Genomic DNA, 18,587 nt, shown 5'->3' on the forward strand with positions numbered 1-18,587 from the left:
GGATTGATGGAATTCGCCGTCGCGGATCTGGAGTTGGCCGAGTTCGGCCGCAAGGAGATCCGGCTGGCCGAGCACGAGATGCCGGGGCTGATGGCGCTGCGCCGTGAGTACGCGGAGGTGAACCCCCTGCGCGGTGCGCGGGTGTCGGGTTCGCTGCACATGACGGTGCAGACGGCGGTGCTGATCGAGACGCTGGTTTCGCTCGGCGCCGAAGTGCGCTGGGCGTCCTGCAACATCTTCTCCACGCAGGACCACGCGGCGGCCGCGGTCGTGGTGGGCCCGCACGGGACTCCGGAGGCGCCGCAGGGGGTGCCGGTGTTCGCCTGGAAGGGCGAGTCGCTGGAGGAGTACTGGTGGTGCACCGAGCGGATGCTGACCTGGGACGGCGAGGGTCCGAACATGATCCTCGACGACGGTGGCGACGCGACGCTGCTGGTGCACAAGGGCACCCAGTACGAGGCGGCCGGCGTCGTGCCGCAGCCCGACGACAACGACTCCGACGAGTGGAAGGTCGTGCTCGAGCTGCTGCGGGCGTCGCTCGCCGCGGACGGGCAGAAGTGGACCCGGATCGGCCAGGGCGTGCGTGGGGTGACCGAGGAGACCACCACCGGTGTGCTGCGGCTGTACCAGCTGGCGGCGGCGGGTGAGCTGCTGTTCCCGGCGATCAACGTCAACGACTCGGTGACCAAGTCGAAGTTCGACAACCGCTACGGCATCCGGCACTCGCTGATCGACGGCATCAACCGCGGCACCGACGTGCTGATCGGCGGCAAGGTCGCGGTGGTCTGCGGTTACGGCGACGTCGGCAAGGGCGCGGCGGAGTCGCTGTCCGGCCAGGGCGCACGGGTGATCGTGACCGAGATCGACCCGATCTGCGCGCTGCAGGCGGCGATGGACGGCTACCAGGTCAAGACGCTGGAGTCGGCGCTGCCCGAGGCCGACATCGTGATCACCACGACCGGCAACAAGGACGTGGTGATGGCCGAGCACATGGCCCGGATGAAGCACCAGACGATCGTGGGCAACATCGGCCACTTCGACAACGAGATCGACATGGCCGGGCTCGCCCGCTACCCCGGGATTCGCCGCATCAACATCAAGCCGCAGGTCGACGAGTGGGTCTTCCCGGACGGCCACAGCGTGCTGGTGCTGTCCGAGGGCCGGCTGCTGAACCTGGGCAACGCGACCGGGCACCCCAGCTTCGTGATGTCGAACTCCTTCTCCAACCAGGTCATCGCGCAGATCGAGCTGTTCACCAAGCACGAGGAGTACGACAAGGAGGTGTACCGCCTGCCGAAGAAGCTGGACGAGAAGGTGGCGCGCATCCACCTCCAGGCCCTCGGCGGCGAGCTGACCAAGCTGACGAAGGAGCAGGCCGAGTACATCGACGTCGACGTCGAGGGCCCGTTCAAGTCGGAGCACTACCGCTACTGACCGCGGGTTCCTTCCGGTTCTCGACTGTTGGCCGGGGCATCTCTGGCTGGGGCTTGTCTGTTCGTGTTTGGGATGCTGCTGGTCGCGTCGCGGTTTGAGATGCTCTGGGATGAGCAGTGGCTGTTGATGATCGAGGATTTGTTGCCGGCGCGGACGGGTGGGCCGGGGCGTCCGTTTTCGGATGCGCGGGCGATGGTGGAGGGGATCATCTGCCGGTACCGGTGTGGGGTCGCGTGGCGGGATGTGCCGGGAGTGTTCGGGCCGTGGCAGACGATCTGGACCTGGCACCGCCGGCTGGCCCGGGAAGGCACCTGGGATGTGGTGTTCCAGCGGCTCCGGGCCTTCGCGGACGCCACGGGGCTGATCGACTGGTCTGTCTCGATCGACTCCACCATCGCGCGGGCGCATCAGCACGCCACGACCATCACCCGCCACACAAGGGGCTGGATCGAACTACACGAACCCGGAATCGAGCCGCCTGACCACGCCATCGGCCGCTCGCGCGGCGGCTGGACCACCAAGATCCACCGTGTCGTCGACGGGAACGGGCGTGGGCTGGTCACCCTGCTCACCGCTGGGCAGGCCGGAGACTCACCGATGTTCGAGCCGCTGATGGCCCACCTGCAGGTGCCCCGACAGGCCGGCGGGCGAGTACGGACCCGCCCCGACCGGGTGCGCGCAGACAAGGCCTACTCCTCCTGCGCCATCCGCACACACCTACGCAGGCGAAGAATCCAGGCGGTCATCCCCGAACCGGCCGACCAAGCAGGACACCGCAAACGCCGAGGTTCCCGCGGCGGACGACCACCCGCCTTCAACGAGGTCGACTACCCCGGACGCAACGTCCCCGAACAGCACACCTAGCTAGGTGGGTGCCCCGTGCACGGCCGTTCGAGGAACGGTTCCAGGACCACGGTGGTCTGTGCGCTGGCCCGGCCGGTGCTCTGTAGAACAGCGTCGGCGCCGTCGGGCCGGCCGGCGAGCTGGCAGATGGTTGTTCCCTGGGGCCAGAACTGAGGCAGGGTATCCCTCGCGAGGGCTTTCACAGCTGGTGCTCGGCATGCGGATGGTCATGACCGTCGAGGTAGTCCCGCAGTGGCGGAATGAGGAACGGCGGCAGGGAGATGGTGCGCGCGGAACACGCCGTCTTGGGCGGTCCGAGTCGAGCTGCCCGTTGACTTCGTCCCACGCCGATCTGCGGGGCGGTGACGATCTCACCGTCGTCGAGGTGGGCGTCTCGGCGTTGCAGGCCGGTCAGCTCACCCCAGCGAGCACCGGTCCAGGCCGCGGTGATGATGAGCAGCCCGGCCCACAGCCCGACCAGCGCGCTGGCCTGCGCCGCGATCGCGACCACCTGCTCCGGTGCGCCCACAGCTGTTCGGTCCGGGGCAGGTGCCGCCGACGCAGACCTGGCCGGCTGTCCGGTGCCGGGTTCTTCCTCCGCCACGCCGCGGCCGGCCAGGCCGTGCCACGCCGGGTCCGGGCGGCGGCCACGCTCGTGCTCACCAACGGCACGCGTGTGGCGCGGGGAATCCAATCCCACTGCCTGACGACGGCCGTGCTCGCGGAACGGCTCGGTTTGGGGCCCGAGCTCGGCACGGCCCTGCACCAGTTCTTCACCCGGTGGGCCGGTCGCGGCGTCCCGGCCGGTGTCGGTGCCGCCGACGTGTCCCCGTTGGTGCAGATGTTCCAGCTGGCCGACGTGGCCGTGGTGCACTATCGGCACTGTGGCCTGGACGCCGCGTCCTGCGCGCAAGCCGGCGATCTTCTGGGCGGACTCGGCGACACCGTTGACGTGCCGCGCCTGCTCGCGGCCGAGCCGGCGCGGTTCCGTCGGCTGCCCGAGCGGGAACTCGACGCCGCGCTCGAGGCTGGCCGACTTCACCGATTGGCGCAGCGGCTGGCCGGCCGGGCGGGCGCGTGATGGGGCTGCCGCCCGAGACCGGACGGTCCTGCGCCGCGCCGGCCTCGTCCACGACATCGGTCTGCACGGCGTGCCCGTCACCGTTCTCGACAAGCCGGGGCGGTTGTCGGTCACCGAGCGGGAGCGCATCCGGCTCAGCGCGTACTCCACGGAACGGGTGCTGGTCCGGCCCGCGAAGCTCGGCCGGATCGGTGCGGTCGCGGCGCTCGCGCACGAGCGCCAGGACGGCAGTGGGCACCACCGCTGAACCGGCGGTGCCGCGGTGCCGATGACGGGCCGCGTCCTGTGCGTACCGGGCCATGCTCGAACCGCGTTCCCACCGTCCCGCCCTGACCGCGAAGGCGGCTGCCGGCGCGCTGCACGGCGAGGTCCGGGCCGGGCGTCTCGACACCGACGCCGCCCACGCCGTGCTGACCGCGGCGGGCGTGGAAGGGCGTCAGGCCCGCCGGCCCGGGCCCGCGGGCCTGACGCCGCGCGAGGTGCACCGGCGACGTGGCCGCGCGCCTGGGGATCTCCCGCAAGACGGCGGGCACCCACATCGAGCGGATCCACGCCAAGACCGGCACGTCCTCCCGGGCCACGGCGACCCTGTTCGCGTTGCGCAACGGGCTGCTCGGCACGCTCGATCTGTCGGGAGAACACCCGACGACACGGCGGTTTCCCGCGCCTCCGGTCCCCTCATCCGATTCTGACGAGGGGCCACGCCCAGCAAATCGGTCATCAGCCTGAGCGCCGGACTGGAAGATCCGGAGAAGGTCACCGTCGCGTTCCTGGGCAGGCGATCGGCGACGAGCCGGCCACCACGTTCAGCTACTGAGCCGTGCACGTTTCAGCGGTAGCAGTACGAGTCCGAGGACGCGTCGCCGCCTTGGAGGCGCACCTGGTGCGCCCGCAGCCCCCGGAAGTCGTCGCCGTGCGGGAAGACCCGGGTGTCGATCGTCAGGCCGCCCCCGGCGTCCGGGTCGGTGTCGAACTTCGCGAGCCACGCCCCGACTCCGTCGGGGTAGAACTGATCGTCCCAGGAGCCGTACAGCGAGTTCGTGACGTAGATCCGCGACCCGTCCCGGCTCACCTCCACCATCTGCGGTCCACCGGACAGGGGCTCGCCAGGAGCCGCGGGGTGCGGGACCCGTCCGGTGATCCCGCCGAGGCGTACGGACCCGGTCTCGCGCGGGTGGGCCGGATCGGTCACGTCGAACTGCTTCAGCTCACCGGTTCCCCAGCAGGACACGTACAGGAACCGGTCGTCCACGGACAGGTCGATGTCGCTGATGAGAGGCGGCACCGCCCCGAACGGTTGCAGCGCGGGCGGAAGGGTCGCGGGATCGGCCGGTTCGGCGGGAACGGTGATCACCTTGTCGGCCTGCCAGGTGCCGCCGTCGCGGTGCCAGCGCCACACCGAGGCCGACAGATCCTCCGTGCTCACCACGACTCCGACGAACCCCCAGGTCGCCTCGGGGTCGTGCGACGGCCGCAGCTCCAGCACCATCTGGTACTGCCCGCCGAGCTCGACGCGCTGCAGGTGGCGGCCTTGATCGAGGTCCCAGAAGTGCAGCGCGTGGCCGTACTCGCCGCCGAGCAGCAGTTCCGGCTTGAGCCCGTCCTCGATCATCGACGGGGTGCCCCACTCGCTCGTGACCAGCGTGTTCTGGTTCAGGTGCCACCACGCGTCGTAGGCCAGGTACTGGGGTCCGCGCTCGGTCTCCCACGCGCGCACGACGTCGAACGTGTCATGGTCGAGCAGCGCTATCCCGCCGGGGCCGTCCTCCCCGGCCCCGCCCAGGCAGGACAGGTACACCCCGTCCGGACCGCAGTGCAGGGTGTGTGGCCGGGAGTAGCCGGCCTTCGCCGCGAGCTCGTCGGCCGCCACGGTGCGCACCAGCCTCGGATGCCGCGGGTCAGGTTGGGTGTCGTAGACATGCACGTTGGACGAACGCAGCCCGGGCAGCAGCAGGTAGCGCCGGGAAAGTCCGCCGGTGTCGTGTCCGGCGTGCGCGTACGCGCTGCTGCAGGCGTTCCACCCGAAGTGATGCAGCTCGTCGCCCCGTGTGGGCAGGTCGGCCCAGCCCACGATCGTGCCGTAGGCAGGTGATCCGGGGTCGGTGTCGAGCACGGTGAGTGCGTCCGGCCGCTGGGCACTGCGGTCGAACGCGACGATGTAGGCCAGGCGTTCGGCGGGTGCGGCGATCGCATCCGCGGGGCTGCGGTAAAAGGTGGGGTCCAGAGTCATCGGTTCCTCCACGGCCGGCGGTTGCGGAAGACCCTCCACGCTGCCACCGCGGCCGCTCGCGCAGAAGAGGCTTTCGCACCTGGTGATGAGTTTTCCGGCCCGCGGCCGTCACACCTGCAACGGGAGACCACGAGGCGGAAGGATGACGTCATGGGTGCGGACACGCGGACGGAGCTGGGCGTGAGCGGGATGGGCGAGGTCGACGACGCGGCGTTCTCGGGGCTGGCGGAGCGGCACCGCCGGGAGCTGCACGTGCACTGCTACCGGATGCTCGGCTCGTTCGAGGCCGCCGAGGACACCGTGCAGGAGACGTTCCTCCGCGCGTGGCGGCGGCGGGAGACCTTCGAGGGGCGGTCGACGTTCCGGGCCTGGCTGTACCGGATCGCCACCAACGCCTGCCTGGACCTGCTCGCCAAGTGCCGCCCGGAGCCCGCGGCAGGCGGCGAGGTGCCGTGGCTGCAGCCCTACCCGGACCGGCTGCTTGACGAGCTGCCCGCCGGCGGCGCGGACGAGCCGGAGACCGTCGCCGTCGCGCGGGAGACGATCGAGCTGGCGTATCTGATCGCGGTCCAGCACCTCGCGCCGCGGCCGCGGGCCGTGCTGATCCTGCGGGACGTGCTCGGCTGGTCGGCCAAGGATGTCGCGGAGCTGCTCGGGGACTCCGTCAACTCGGTGAACAGCGCGCTGCAGCGGGCCCGCGCCGGCATGCGGGAGCACCTGCCCGCCGATCGGCAGGACTGGACCGGCGGCGACCAGGACGCCGGGACGCGCGAGCTGGTGCGCCGCTACACCGAGGCCAGCGTGGCCACCGACATCGACAAGCTCGCCGCGCTGCTGCGCGACGACGTCCGGTCCTCGATGCCCCCCACTCCGGGCGTCTACGTCGGCCGCGACACGGTGGTGAACAGCTGGGTCGAGGACGGCTTCGCGGACATGGAGCACCTGCGTGCCGTCGGCACGTCGGTGAACCGGCAGCCCGCCGTCGCCTTCTACCACTGGCGGGAGAAGGAGGGCGCGTACCTGCCGCTGACGATCGACGTCCTGCGTATCACCGCCGGAGCGATCACGGAGATCATCACCTTCCACGACGACCAGTTCCCGCGGCTGGGACTGCCGGAGCGGCTACCGGGGGACGGCACGGAGTAGCGCGACCGGCAGCGCACAACCGGACAGCCGAGAAACCCCTTGCCGCGCGGTCGATCGTGCTGTCGGCTCCGGGCGAGGGCGGGCCGGACGTGCTGATGCGGCACGCGGTGGCGGACCTGGAGGCGTCGCCGGTGGACGGTGAGCGGCACGTGCGGATGGCGCACCTGCGGCTCACCGACGAGCAGTTCGCCGAGCTGGGCGCGCGGCTGAACGCGCTGGCGGACGAGTACCGGGAGCTGTCCGATCCGTCGCTGCCGGACGCCTCGCTCGTCTTCGCCCTGTTCCACCCGGCATCGGGCGAGCGGGCCGACGGGGTGCCCAGTGACCTCGGGCGTTCGGAAGGTGCCGGCCGGGTTCGGGCGGCTGTGGACCGCGCAAACGGTGTCCTCGCCGGGCGACGGGGTGTCGCATGCGGCGCTGCCCTGCTCGCGCTGACGTTGACGCGGGATCCGATGGCGCTCACCGTCGTCACGGGCGCCGGGACGGTGCCGTGGCTCATCTTCGGCGTGCTCGGCGGTGCGCTGGTGGACCGCTGGGCCGGCGGACGAGGGGGTCGTGGACGCGGCGCGTGCGGTGCTGCTCGCGGTCGTCGCCTTCCTGCTCGGTCTCGGTGGACTCTTCTTCGACACCGCCGCCACGGCCTATCTGCCGGAGCTGCTCGGTCGCGACCCCACAAGCCTGGAGCGCGCCAACGCTCGCTTGCGCGGGGCCCAGACCGCCCTATCCGGCTTCGCGGCCCGCCCGCGGGCAGTGCGCTGCTCGCGCTCGGGCGGGCGGTTCCGCTACGGCTTCGGCCTGCTCCGCACCGCGGAGGCCACCGGCGGCCTGCCCGGCGCGGGCATCGCCTCCCGGCTAGGCCGGAGGCTCGGCACCGGCACCGCACTGTCCGGCACGGCCGCGGTCGAAGGACTGGCCATCCTGGGCGTCGCCTCCGCCTCGAACCCGTACGTGGCCGGGTTGGCGCTCGCCGTCTGCGGGGCCGGAATGAGCGCCACGATGGTGCTCCTCTATGCCGCCGCCCCCGCCGAAGGCCCGGACCACCCGGCGTCCGCGGACCGCGCACCCGGCTTGGTGTGCAGGAGCCGGGCGGCATGGGTATGACGATTCGCGAGTTGCTCACGTTCTGGCTGACCGACGCCGAAATCGGGGGTAGCTCTGCCGGAATTTGGGCCTACCCTGGGCAGTGCCGGTCCGGTACCGGCCCTGACACGAGTGGTGAAGCGGAGGACGCACGACGCGGTGCGCGGCCGGGACGAGCCGTGGGACGGCGCGCACGCCGCCGGGCGTTGGGAGGGACCAAGGGCGGTTCTCCACGATGAGGGATGCGCATCGGCACGAGCCCGTGGCCGGGAACCCGGGCGGCGGCACCGTGCTCGCGGCGTGGGAGCGGTTCGTGCGGGGTGAGGATCAGGTTCCCGGTGTCCGGCCCGTGGTGGCGATCTCCTGGTATCGCTGCCGGGACCAGTACCGGGTCGACCCCCACCTCAGGGAGGTCCCGGTGGCTGTCGCGAAGCCCGACCCCGCGCCCGAGCACGATGTCGTGTTCGCGGAGCTGGGTTTTCGCGCCGCCTCCGTGGCACATGAAGTGGGCAACCTCGGTGGCGTCGTCACCGTCACCGACGCGACCGGCCGGATCCTCGCCGAGTGGGGCGACCAGGCCACGCTCGCCCGGGCCACCGACGCCAACCTGGCGCCCTGGTTCTGCTGGTCCGAGTGCGCGGCCGGCACCAACGGCATGGGCACGGCGCTCGAGGCGCACGGTCCGGTGCTGATCCGGGGTGCGGAGCACTGGTGCCAGGCGTTCCACGACTGGTTCTGCGAGGGCGTCGCGGTGCGGGACGTGGTGACCAGGGAACCGATCGCGGTGCTGAACATCTCCTGCTGGCGCAGCCAGCTGCCCGCCTCCGCGGGAAGCTGGCTGGCGAACGCGGTCACCAGGACCCAGCGCATGCTGACCAGGCGCGCCCGGGACAGCGGCGCGGAACTGGTCGCGGCGTTCAGCCAGGCCAGGGCCCGCTCGACCGCGGGCCTCGCGGCGCTGGACAACGCCGGCAAGGTGGTGATCGCCGACGAGACGGCCGGCGTGCTCATGGGCGTCCCGGCCGCCACTCCGGCGGTCGACCCCACGCTGCGGTGGCGGCCCGGGCTGCCGGAACTGATCGGGGCGGTGCGGTACGCCAGCAAGCAGGCGGCCCGCAATCCCGGCTGGGTCGGCTCGACGCAGATCTTCACCCGCCTCGCCGACGAGCCGACCTCGATCACCATCCGGCCTGTCTTCACCTCCGGTCACCTGATCGGGAACCTGGTCTCCTTCGGCGATGCCGACGGGGCGCCGGTGCCCCGGGCGGACGGCGCCGCGCAGCCTCGACCGCGGCCGCGCCGCGTGGTCGCGACGCGCGACAACCGGATGGTGCTGTTGCGGCTGCCGGAGGTGTCCTTCGCCGAGTCGGAAGGCAACGACGTGTGGCTGTCCACCGACCAGGGGCGGTTGCGTGCCGCGTCCGCGGGCCTGGACAAGTTCGACGGCGAGCTGGCCGACGCCGGTTTCCTCCGGGTGCACCGCCGGTACGTGGTCAACCTCAGCCGCGTCCGCGAGGTCGAGCGGGGCGTCAAGGGTGAGCTGTCCCTGGTCATGGACGACGGGGGGAACACGATGGTGCCGGTTTCCCGGCGGAACGTGCCGGCCGTGCGCCGCGCGCTGGACATCTGAGCTCCGTACCCGGAAAGGATTCCCATGGCTGAGAGCGCGGACGCCCTCGCCGCCCCCGCGACTGCCGGCGGCGGCCTCGGCCTCTCCGTCCCATCCGAGCCGGGCACCAACCGGGCCACGGGCGCGCGCCTGCGCGACTGGTGGCCGGAGCGGCTCGACCTGACGGGCCTGCGGCGAAACCACTCCATGGCCGAGGACTTCGACTACGCCGCGGAGTTCCGGACGCTCGACCTCGACGCCCTGGCGCGGGACGTCGACGCGGTGCTGACGACCTCGCAGGAGTGGTGGCCCGCCGATTTCGGCCATTACGGCCCGCTCGTGATCCGGATGGTGTGGCACGCCGCGGGGACGTACCGGATCGACGACGGGCGGGGCGGCCCGGCGGCCGGCTTGCAGCGCTTCGCGCCGGTGAACAGCTGGCCGGACAACCGGAACCTCGACAAGGCGCGCCGGCTGCTGTGGCCGGTGAAGCAGAAGTACGGCCGCAAGGTGTCCTGGGCCGACCTGATGATCTTCGCGGGCAACCGGGCCCTGGAGACGATGGGCTTCACGACCTTCGGCTTCGCCGGCGGCCGTGCGGACGTGTGGGCGCCCGACGAGGACGTCGACTGGGGGCCCGAGCCCGTCTGGCTCGGCGATGGACGCCACCGCGGGGTCCGGGAGCTGGAACGCCCCCTGGCGGCCGACCAGATGGGCCTCATCTACGTCAACCCGGAGGGCCCGAACACCGTCCCGGACCCGCTCACCTCGGCGCGGGACATCCGCGAGACGTTCCGACGCATGGGGATGAACGACGAGGAGACCGTCGCGCTGATCGCGGGAGGGCACACGTTCGGCAAGACCCACGGGGCCGCCGACCCGGAACGTCACCTCGGCCCCGAACCCGAGGGCGCGCCGATCGAGGAGCAGGGCCTGGGGTGGAAGAGCAGCTACGGCACCGGAAAGGGCGCCGACACCATCACCAGCGGGCTCGAGGGCACGTGGACACCCACGCCGACGAGATGGGACAACAGCTTCTTCGAGACGCTGTTCGGCTACGAGTGGGACCTGGTGCTCAGCCCCGCCGGTCTGTGGCAGTGGATTCCGGGGGACGGCGGCGGGGCCGGCACCGTGCCGGATGCCCACGACCCGTCGAAACGGCACGCCCCGACGGTTCTGACGACGGACCTCGCGCTGCGGTTCGACCCGGTCTACGAGCGGATTTCGCGGCGCTTCCTCGACAACCCGGACCAGCTGGCGGACGCCTTCGCCCGGGTCTGGTTCAAGCTGACGCACCTGGACATGGGCCCGATCCAGCGCTACCTCGGCCCGCTGGTGCCGCGGGAGCGGCTGCTGTGGCAGGACCCGATCCCCGCCGTGGACCACGAACTGGTCGACGCCGACGACGTCGCCGCCCTCAAGGCAACGATTCTCGGCTCCGGGCTGCCCGTGGCCCGGCTGGTGTCCACCGCGTGGGCGTCGGCCTCGACGTTCCGCGTCAGCGACAAGCGTGGCGGGGCCAACGGGGCGCGCATCCGCCTCGAGCCGCAGCGCGGCTGGCAGGTCAACGACCCGGACACGCTGGCGCAGGTGCTGCGCACGTACGAGAAGATCCAGGAGTCCTTCGACAGCAAAGAAACCGGAGGCAAGTGGATCTCGCTGGCCGATCTCATCGTGCTCGGCGGATGCGCCGCGGTCGAGCAGGCCGCCAGGTCCGCCGGCTTCGACGTCGAGGTCCCCTTCACCCCGGGGCGGACGGACGCCTCGCAGGAGTGGACCGACGTGGAATCCTTCGCGGCGCTCGAACCGGCCGCCGACGGGTTCCGCAACTACCGCGGGAAGGGCAGCCGTCTGCCCTCGGAGCACCTGCTCGTCGACCGGGCGAAGCTGCTGAACCTCACCGCGCTCGAAATGACCGCCCTGGTGGGGGGCCTTCGCGTGCTGGACGCGAACTCCGGGCAGTCCCCGCTGGGCGTGTTCACCTCGGCCCCGGGGACGCTGACGAACGACTTCTTCGTCAACCTGCTCGACCCGGGCATCGAGTGGACGGCGGCGGCCGGGTCCGTTCCGGGCGCGGAGACGTTCGTGGGCCGCGACCGCGCCACGGGCGGGGTCAGGTGGACCGGCAGCCGCGTCGACCTCGTGTTCGGCTCGAACGCCGAGTTGCGGGCTCTCGCCGAGATCTACGCGAGCGACGACGCCGGGGAGAGGTTCGTGCGCGACTTCGTGTCCGCGTGGGACAAGGTCATGAACCTCGACCGGTACGACCTCGCCTGAACCCGCCGGCGGCGGCGAATCGGGTACGAGCGGTAGCCGGTGGCGGACGAACGGCGTGGTGCGCCCGACTTCGCGCGTGCCCTTGTCGGTGCGATTCCCGCCGCGTAGGGTTTTTCCCGGTTGGTGATTCGCAATTCGTGAATAGTAATCGCCAGGTCGGGCTGCGTGCTTCTTGTGCTAATGATTTGCGATTCTGGATGAGGAGGTGAAGCCCGGTGACGACCACTCAGGAACGGGTCGACCTGCTGAACGAGCTCGGGTTGGACGCGCAGAACAAAGCGGCACTGGGTCAGGTGCTGGGGACCGGGAGCATCGGGAAGGCGACGGAGCGGGCGGACGGCCGGATGGAGGCGACGATCCGGATCCGGCCCGACGAGATCAGCTGGGACCCCTCCATTCTCGTCATGCCGCACGGCGGTGATATCGAACTCGAACTCGTCAACGACGACCTGAACACGCATTGCGCGCTGCTGCCGAGCAACGGCGACCGGAAATTCATCTGGCTGGTGAACCATTCGAAAGGAAAAGCGACACTCAACCTCGACGGCCCTGGCTACTACTGGTTCAGCTCGCCCACGGGCAACGACGAGGGCCGGGGACTGACCGGCGCCATCGTCGTGCTGGGAGACGTTCCGCCGGAGGCTCGCCTCGACCGTCCCAACCAGCCGCGGCCCTAGGTTCTGTTTCCCCAGCGGCGGAGCCGCTTGCGGCGGGCCGTCAACCGGCACCGCCGCGGGTTCCGCTAGCCGCGCCGCCACGCAAGCCACTTTCGAAACAAGCTCTGATTGGAGGAGACACGATGACGGTCGAGTACGTGGACGCGGGCGAGGCCATCGACCAGGGAAGGCTGAGCGGCAAGGTCGCCGGCGGAGAGGTCGCGCCGCCGGTGGTCCGCGACGTCGGGTACGAGCGCATCCTGAACGCCCGGTCCGAGCCCCAGAACTGGCTCACCTACTACGGCGCCTACAACGGCCAGCGGTACAGCCCGCTGGACCAGATCAACACCGAGAACGTCAAGCGGCTCGGTCCCGCGTGGGTGTTCCAGGCCGGTACGACCGGCCTCATCGCGGGCGCGTCGACCTACTCGTTCGAGGCCGCCCCGATCGTCGTCGACGGGGTCATGTTCCTCGCCGGCTGGGACGGCTGGGTCTGGGCGCTCGACGCGAAGACAGGTGTCGAGATCTGGCGGTACAAGCACGCGGTCCCGTTCGACGTGTCGCTGTGCTGCGGGAACGTCAACCGCGGGGTCGCCGTCGCGGCCGGGAAGGTGTTCTTCGTAACGGCGAACGCGCATGTGCTCGCGCTCGACGCCACCACAGGCAAACGGGTCTGGGACCAGACCTACGGTGACGTGCGGGCCGGCGAGAGCGCCACGGTCGCGCCGCTGATCGTGAAGAACAAGGTCATCGTCGGCAGCTCCGGCGGGGAGTTCGGCGTGCGCGGCCACCTGGACGCGTTCGACCTCGAGACCGGCGAGCACCAGTGGCGCTGCTACACGGTTCCGAAGCCCGGGGAGCCCGGCTCCGACACCTGGCCCGCGGACGGCGAGGCGTGGGCGCGTGGCGGCGCGAACTGCTGGATCACCAGCACCTTCGACCCGGAGACCAACCTGCTGTACGTGGGCACGGGCAACCCGGCGCCCGACTTCGACGGAGGCGTGCGCGAGGGCGACAACCTCTACACCGACAGCATCATCGCCGTCGACGTCGACTCCGGACAGATCCGCTGGCACCACCAGTGCACCCCGCACGACGTGTGGGACTACGACAGCATCGGTGAATGCATCCTGTTCGAGTCGGAGGGACGCAAGCTGCTCGGTCACTTCGACAAGAACGGCTACTTCTTCGTCCTGGATCGCACCGACGGCGCGCTGGTCCAGGTCACTCCCTTCGTGGACCGGATCACGTGGGGGGCGATCACGCGGGACGGCAAGGTGACGGCCAAGGTGTACCCCGACGAGGAGGGGGTGCCGGTCCACTTCTACCCGGGGCCCGCCGGCGCCAAGGAATGGACCCATGCGGCCTACAGCCCCAGGACCGAGCTGTTCTACGTCCCGGTGCAGGACGTCGGTGCCACCGCGACCCGGCGGCGCCGGGAGTTCAAGGAGAGCATTCCCTATTGGGGCGCCGGTGTTCAGGTGGACATCGAGGACATGACGGGCAGCATCAGCGCGTTCGACGCCAACGGCGAGGAGAAGTGGCGCTGGCGCAACGAACTCCCGATGTGCGCCTCGGTGCTGGTGACCGGTGGCGATCTGGTGTTCGCCGGTGAACCCTCCGGGGAGTTCAACGCCCTCGACGCCCGCACGGGGGAGCTGCTGTGGCAGTTCCAGTGCGGGAGCGGTCACCACAGCAACCCGACGACCTACATGGTCGATGGCAGGCAGTACGTCGCCGTGCCGGTCGGATGGGGCGCCTGGTCGGAGGGATTCCTCCCCGGCATGCTCGGCGCCGGTCACGGAAGCGCGCTGATCGTGTTCGCTCTCCCGGAGACGTCGTAGCGCCGTGGGACAGCTGCCGGAGTGTGGCGGAGAGGAGGTGGATCCATGGAGTCCGAGCTCGTTGTGTGGGAGACGCCCGAGTTCGAGGAGATCGGAGTCGCGCCCGAAGTGACCATGTACGTCGCGCAGATGGAGGACTGACGGGACGTGGAGTGGCGCTGGACCGCGGGTCCGGCGCCCTCCGGCGGCCCGGCCGGCGAGGAGACGGAGGGCGTGGTGTTGCTGCGGGTGCTGGGCTCGGCTGCGGGGGGCGGCTCCCCGCAGTGGAACTGCGGGTGCCCGGTGTGCACCGCGGTGCGCTCCGGGGCCGGCCCCGCGCGGACCCAGTCGTCGGTCGCGGTCAGCGCCGACCGCCGGCGCTGGTTCCTGATCAACGCCTCACCCGATGTGCGAACACAGATCGAGGCGTTCCCCGCACTGCACCCGCACGAGGACCGGACGACGCCGCTCGAGGCGGTGTTGCTCACCGATGCCGAGCTGGACCACACGCTCGGCCTGCTGATGTTGCGCGAAGCCCGCGCGGGCCTTTCGTTGTACGCCACGCCCGCGGTGCACAAGACATTGCGGGACGGCTCGGGGCTGTTGCCGGCACTCGAGCGCTACTGCCCGGTGCAGTGGCGGGCGGTGGTCCCCGGCGTGGGCATGTCCCTGGACGGCGGGCTGTCCTGCCGGGCGTTCGACGTGCCCACCACCAAGCGGAGCCGGTTCGGGCCGGGCGAGGACCACGGCCGCGTCGTGGGCTACCGCCTGACCGACGAGCGCAGCGGGGGCACGCTGGTGTACCTGCCGGGAGTGCAGGCGCTCACGCCGGAGCTCGCCGCGGAAATGCAGGGCTGCCAGTGCCTGCTGATCGACGGGACGTGCTGGCGTGACGACGAGCTGGTGCGGCTCGGGCTGGCCGGCAAGACGTCCCGGGAGATGGGGCACCTGCCGATCGACGGGCCCGACGGCAGCCTGGCGCTGCTCCCCGCACTCGGTGTGGAGCGGACGATCTTCGTGCACCTGAACAACACCAATCCGGTCCTGCTGGAGGACTCGCCCGAGCGGCGCGTCGTGGAGGGCAGCGGCATGGAAGTGGCCCGGGACGGCCTCGAGGTGGAGGTGTAGGCCGTGACGGCGACGAGCGGGACGACGAGAACCGATGCCGACGGCTTCGTCGAGGCGTTGCGGGCCCATTCGCGGCGCTACCACGACCGGCACCCGTTCCACGTCCGGATGAACGCCGGCCGCCTGAGCCGCAGGCAGATCCAGGGCTGGGTGGCGAACCGCTTCTACTACCAGGAGAACATCCCGCGCAAGGACGCGGCGATCCTCGCCAACTGCCCTGACATCGAGGTCCGGCGGCGCTGGATCCGGCGGATCGTCAACCACGACGGCCGGCGCCCCGGGGAGGGCGGCGTCGAGGCGTGGCTGCGCCTCGCCGAGGCCGCCGGACTGACCCGCGAAGAGGTCCAGGACCACCGGCACCTGGTCCCCGGCGTGCGGTTCGCGGTCGACGCCTACGTGGATTTCGCCCGGACCCGCCCGTGGGTGGAGGCGGTGGCCTCCTCGCTCACCGAGCTGTTCGCACCGGACCTGATGGCGGAGCGGCTGGCCGCGTTCGAGCGGTGGTACTCCTGGATCGAGCCTGCGGGCCTCGCCTATTTCCGGGCCCGTCTGGAGGAGGCCCCCCGCGACTGCGAGCACGCTCTCGAGGTGGTCACCGCGTACTGCCGGTCACCGGAATCCCGGGCGCGTGCCGTCGATGCGTTGTCGTTCAAGTGCGATGTCCTGTGGAGCCTGATGGACGCCATCGACCAGGCCTATCCGGAGTGAGCGTCATGCACCCGTCGACCCGACCCGATCTGTCCACAGTGGACCGGCCGAGGCTGGCCCGCCACGTCCGGTTGTCCTTTTGCCGGACCAGGCAGCGTCCGATCCTGCTGCTCCCCGAGACGGTGGTGGTGCTCAACGGCAGCGGCGCGGACATCCTCGGACTGTGCGACGGTCGGCACACGGTGGCCGAGATCGTCGCCGAGCTGGGCGCACGCTACCGGAGCGTCCCCGGCGACGAGGTGCGGCGGTTCCTGACGCGGCTCGTCGCCCGGCGCTGGGTGGAGGCCGGCGATGGATAGTCCCTTCGGGTTGCTCGCCGAGCTGACCTACCGCTGCCCGTTGGCTTGCCCGTACTGCTCCAACCCGGTGAACCTGGCCGGCTACTCCGGCGAGCTGACCACCGACGAGTGGCGGCGGGTGCTGGCCGAGGCCAGGGATCTGGGTGTTCTGCAGTGCCATCTGTCGGGCGGGGAACCGTTGCTGCGGCGCGATCTGGTGGACCTCGTGGCGCACGCCCACGGCCTCGGCCTCTACACCAATCTGGTGACCAGCGCCTTCGGGCTCTCGCGGCCGAGGGCCGAGCAGCTGCGGGCCGCCGGTCTGGACCACGTGCAGATCAGTGTCCAGGCCGACGAGCCGGCCGTGTCCGACCGGATCGCCGGAACCCCGTCCTTCCGGCGGAAGATCGAGGCGATGGGCGTGGTGAAGGAGCTGGGCTGGCCGCTGACCGTGAACGTGGTGCTGCACCGGCACAACATCGACCGCGTTGCCGGAGTGCTCGGCCTGGCCGAGGAGGTGGGCGCCGACCGGGTGGAGCTGGCCAACACCCAGTACTACGGCTGGGCCTGGCGGAACCGGGACGCGCTGCTGCCGAGCCGGGCCCAGCTCGCGGCGGCGGAGGTCGTCGTGCGGGCGGCCCGCGAGCGGTTGCGCGACAGGATGGACGTCATCTACGTCCTGCCCGACTACTACAGCCGCTACCCGAAGCCCTGCATGGGTGGCTGGGCGTCCCGGCAGCTGACCGTGACCCCGAACGGCGACGTTCTGCCCTGCCCGGCCGCGCAGTCCCTGCCGTTGCCGCGGGCCAGTGTGCGGGAGGAGTCGCTGGAGCGGATCTGGGCCGGGTCGCCGGTGATGTCCGCGTTCCGCGGGACGGACTGGATGCCGGAGCCGTGCCGGAGCTGCGCCCGGCGGGAGCTGGATTTCGGTGGCTGCCGCTGCCAGGCCTTCCTGCTCACCGGAGACGCCGCCCGCACCGACCCGGTGTGCCACCTCTCGCCCGACCATCACCTGGTCGCCCGGGCGGTGGAGGCCGCCAACGCCGACTCGCCCGACGGCGATCGGTCGCTGATCCCGCGCCCGCACCGGGTTCGCCGGGTTGAGCGCTAGCCGCCGAACAGCACCTGCAGCGTCGCGGCGGCGACGATCAGGGCGAGCCCGCTCAGCAGGTCCGAGCGGATGCGGATGAGGCGCGCCGCGGCCCGCCCGAGCTGGAGCCCGACCAGCGACAGCACCGCCGTCATGACGCCGAACACCGCGGCCGAGAACCACGGTGAGAGCCCGAGGATCCCCAGGCTCCCCCCGGCGAACAGGTTGTCCAGGCTCAGCGTCAGCGGGATGCCGAACAGCGCCCATGGATGGTCCAGTTCGTCCGGCTCGGGATGGCGCAGGGCGGAGACGAGGAGGTAGAGACCGTACCCGCCGAGGGCGGCGGCGCCCACTACGTTGGCAACGACCCCGAACGCGTCCCCGATCCGCTGACCGATCAACAGCCCCAGCAGGGGCATGACCGTGTCCCAGAGCCCGAAGACCAGCGCCACCTGCACCGCGCGCTTCAGACCGAACGGGACGGTGCCGAGCGCGATCGAAACCCGGAAATTGTCGAGACTGAGCACAAAACCGAGGACGAGCACTTCCCAGATCACGGCGGCACCACCACCCGATGACGACGATCATCGATGGAGCAGACGCTGTCGCGGCGAGCATCCGCCATAGTGGGAGATGATATCGCAGCCTGGGTGCGAACTACACCTGTCGAGCTGATTTCCGGCGTTTTCCCGGCACTGGACGCCCGGTATGATCCGAAGGTGTCCGGCAGCGTCCGACTTGGACATTCGCCGCAGGCGTAGTGCTGTTTGCGGACGCTTGCCCCGAACCATGCTCGGCGTTTTCTCTCGATTTCGTACCCCGCGCCCGTTCCGCGATTCCGTGTCGCACCTGCGGGCGTCGAACCGCTTTTCCCGCCCGTTCTCTTGTGCCGGGCGGCTCGGAATTCTGGACGGGGGTTCAGCCCGGCGAGCGGTACTCTCTCGCCCCGGCCTGACCACCGCCGATCCCTCCCGCGGCCCAGAAGCCTCAACGCGGGCCGGATCGCGTGGCACATCCACGCGGTGGGGCAGACACTCCACGTCGCCGGGGGGATCGGATACGCCCGGTCCCGGGGCGGCGAGCTGGTCGTCATGCGCCCGGGCGGCGCGGTGTACACGCCGCCGGGGGCGCACTGGCACGGTGCCGCGCCGGAGCATTTCACGACGCACATCGCGTCAGCTTCGTCGTCCGAGGGGCAGGGCGC

The 18,587-nt window shown here is 70.9% G+C and carries 18 protein-coding genes; 15 read left to right on the forward strand and 3 right to left on the reverse strand.

Annotated features, from left to right (window positions below; all coding sequences use genetic code 11):
* The first annotated feature begins 6 nt into the window (after positions 1 to 6).
* Together ahcY and AMYTH_RS46640 are read left to right on the forward strand one after the other, a co-directional pair.
* Positions 7 to 1,434: an adenosylhomocysteinase gene (gene ahcY / locus AMYTH_RS0141575; protein ID WP_051362967.1), complete on the forward strand. Its 1,428-nt coding sequence runs from the start codon at positions 7 to 9 to the stop codon at positions 1,432 to 1,434.
* Positions 1,435 to 1,506: 72 nt separating this feature from the next.
* Positions 1,507 to 2,298, forward strand: coding sequence for an IS5 family transposase (locus AMYTH_RS46640; protein WP_051362968.1), 792 nt, complete (start codon positions 1,507 to 1,509; stop codon positions 2,296 to 2,298).
* Between the two features lie 178 nt (positions 2,299 to 2,476).
* Here the strand turns inward: AMYTH_RS46640 and AMYTH_RS47385 are convergent, their stop codons facing one another.
* Positions 2,477 to 2,806, reverse strand: coding sequence for a site-specific integrase (locus tag AMYTH_RS47385; RefSeq protein WP_027935197.1), 330 nt, complete (start codon positions 2,804 to 2,806; stop codon positions 2,477 to 2,479).
* A gap of 126 nt (positions 2,807 to 2,932) precedes the next feature.
* Here AMYTH_RS47385 and AMYTH_RS47390 point away from each other — a divergent pair, with 126 nt between their 5' ends.
* Entirely contained in the window at positions 2,933 to 3,358 is a 426-nt protein-coding gene (locus tag AMYTH_RS47390; protein ID WP_157360748.1) for a hypothetical protein, read from the forward strand.
* A gap of 28 nt (positions 3,359 to 3,386) precedes the next feature.
* Positions 3,387 to 3,605, forward strand: coding sequence for an HD domain-containing phosphohydrolase (locus AMYTH_RS51110; RefSeq protein ID WP_410468343.1), 219 nt, complete (start codon positions 3,387 to 3,389; stop codon positions 3,603 to 3,605).
* A 582-nt stretch (positions 3,606 to 4,187) separates the two neighbouring features.
* Here AMYTH_RS51110 and AMYTH_RS0141600 read toward each other — a convergent pair.
* Positions 4,188 to 5,588 (reverse strand): selenium-binding protein SBP56-related protein, encoded by a 1,401-nt coding sequence (locus AMYTH_RS0141600; RefSeq protein WP_037324345.1) that lies wholly within the window; start codon positions 5,586 to 5,588, stop codon positions 4,188 to 4,190.
* Positions 5,589 to 5,738: 150 nt separating this feature from the next.
* On the opposite strand from AMYTH_RS0141600, the gene AMYTH_RS0141605 reads away from it, so the two are divergent.
* From AMYTH_RS0141605 to pqqE, 11 genes are all read left to right on the forward strand, one after another.
* A complete protein-coding gene (locus tag AMYTH_RS0141605) occupies positions 5,739 to 6,734 on the forward strand; it encodes an RNA polymerase subunit sigma-70 (RefSeq protein ID WP_027935200.1) in 996 nt (331 codons plus the stop codon).
* 555 nt (positions 6,735 to 7,289) lie between these two features.
* On the forward strand, positions 7,290 to 7,835 hold the full coding sequence (locus AMYTH_RS46650) for an MFS transporter (RefSeq protein WP_051362969.1): 546 nt from the start codon (positions 7,290 to 7,292) through the stop codon (positions 7,833 to 7,835).
* A 214-nt stretch (positions 7,836 to 8,049) separates the two neighbouring features.
* Positions 8,050 to 9,444, forward strand: a complete 1,395-nt coding sequence (locus tag AMYTH_RS0141615; protein ID WP_027935201.1) for a DNA-binding protein — start codon at positions 8,050 to 8,052, stop codon at positions 9,442 to 9,444.
* A 24-nt stretch (positions 9,445 to 9,468) separates the two neighbouring features.
* Positions 9,469 to 11,700, forward strand: coding sequence for a catalase/peroxidase HPI (gene katG, locus AMYTH_RS0141620; RefSeq protein WP_027935202.1), 2,232 nt, complete (start codon positions 9,469 to 9,471; stop codon positions 11,698 to 11,700).
* A gap of 215 nt (positions 11,701 to 11,915) precedes the next feature.
* On the forward strand, positions 11,916 to 12,377 hold the full coding sequence (locus tag AMYTH_RS0141625) for an MSMEG_3727 family PQQ-associated protein (RefSeq protein ID WP_027935203.1): 462 nt from the start codon (positions 11,916 to 11,918) through the stop codon (positions 12,375 to 12,377).
* A gap of 122 nt (positions 12,378 to 12,499) precedes the next feature.
* The gene (locus AMYTH_RS0141630) at positions 12,500 to 14,200 is read left to right on the forward strand and encodes a PQQ-dependent dehydrogenase, methanol/ethanol family (RefSeq protein ID WP_027935204.1); all 1,701 of its coding nucleotides are present in this window, start codon (positions 12,500 to 12,502) and stop codon (positions 14,198 to 14,200) included.
* 45 nt (positions 14,201 to 14,245) lie between these two features.
* Positions 14,246 to 14,341, forward strand: coding sequence for a pyrroloquinoline quinone precursor peptide PqqA (gene pqqA, locus AMYTH_RS0141635; RefSeq protein ID WP_027935205.1), 96 nt, complete (start codon positions 14,246 to 14,248; stop codon positions 14,339 to 14,341).
* A gap of 6 nt (positions 14,342 to 14,347) precedes the next feature.
* Positions 14,348 to 15,307, forward strand: coding sequence for a pyrroloquinoline quinone biosynthesis protein PqqB (gene pqqB, locus AMYTH_RS0141640; protein WP_228685187.1), 960 nt, complete (start codon positions 14,348 to 14,350; stop codon positions 15,305 to 15,307).
* A 3-nt stretch (positions 15,308 to 15,310) separates the two neighbouring features.
* Positions 15,311 to 16,015 carry a pyrroloquinoline-quinone synthase PqqC gene (gene pqqC, locus AMYTH_RS0141645; protein ID WP_027935207.1) on the forward strand — a complete coding sequence of 235 codons (705 nt, stop codon included), beginning with the start codon at positions 15,311 to 15,313 and terminating at the stop codon, positions 16,013 to 16,015.
* 5 nt (positions 16,016 to 16,020) lie between these two features.
* Positions 16,021 to 16,314, forward strand: coding sequence for a pyrroloquinoline quinone biosynthesis peptide chaperone PqqD (gene pqqD / locus AMYTH_RS0141650; RefSeq protein WP_037324349.1), 294 nt, complete (start codon positions 16,021 to 16,023; stop codon positions 16,312 to 16,314).
* Positions 16,307 to 17,404 carry a pyrroloquinoline quinone biosynthesis protein PqqE gene (pqqE, locus tag AMYTH_RS0141655; protein ID WP_027935209.1) on the forward strand — a complete coding sequence of 366 codons (1,098 nt, stop codon included), beginning with the start codon at positions 16,307 to 16,309 and terminating at the stop codon, positions 17,402 to 17,404. The genes pqqD and pqqE overlap by 8 nt, the downstream gene beginning before the upstream one ends.
* Here pqqE and AMYTH_RS0141660 read toward each other — a convergent pair.
* Complete coding sequence (locus AMYTH_RS0141660; RefSeq protein WP_209440822.1) at positions 17,401 to 17,928, reverse strand: manganese efflux pump MntP; 528 nt, start codon at positions 17,926 to 17,928, stop codon at positions 17,401 to 17,403. The genes pqqE and AMYTH_RS0141660 overlap by 4 nt on opposite strands.
* Positions 17,929 to 18,587: the final 659 nt, after the last annotated feature.

Source organism: Amycolatopsis thermoflava N1165 (genome assembly GCF_000473265.1).
GTDB lineage: Bacteria > Actinomycetota > Actinomycetes > Mycobacteriales > Pseudonocardiaceae > Amycolatopsis_E > Amycolatopsis_E thermoflava.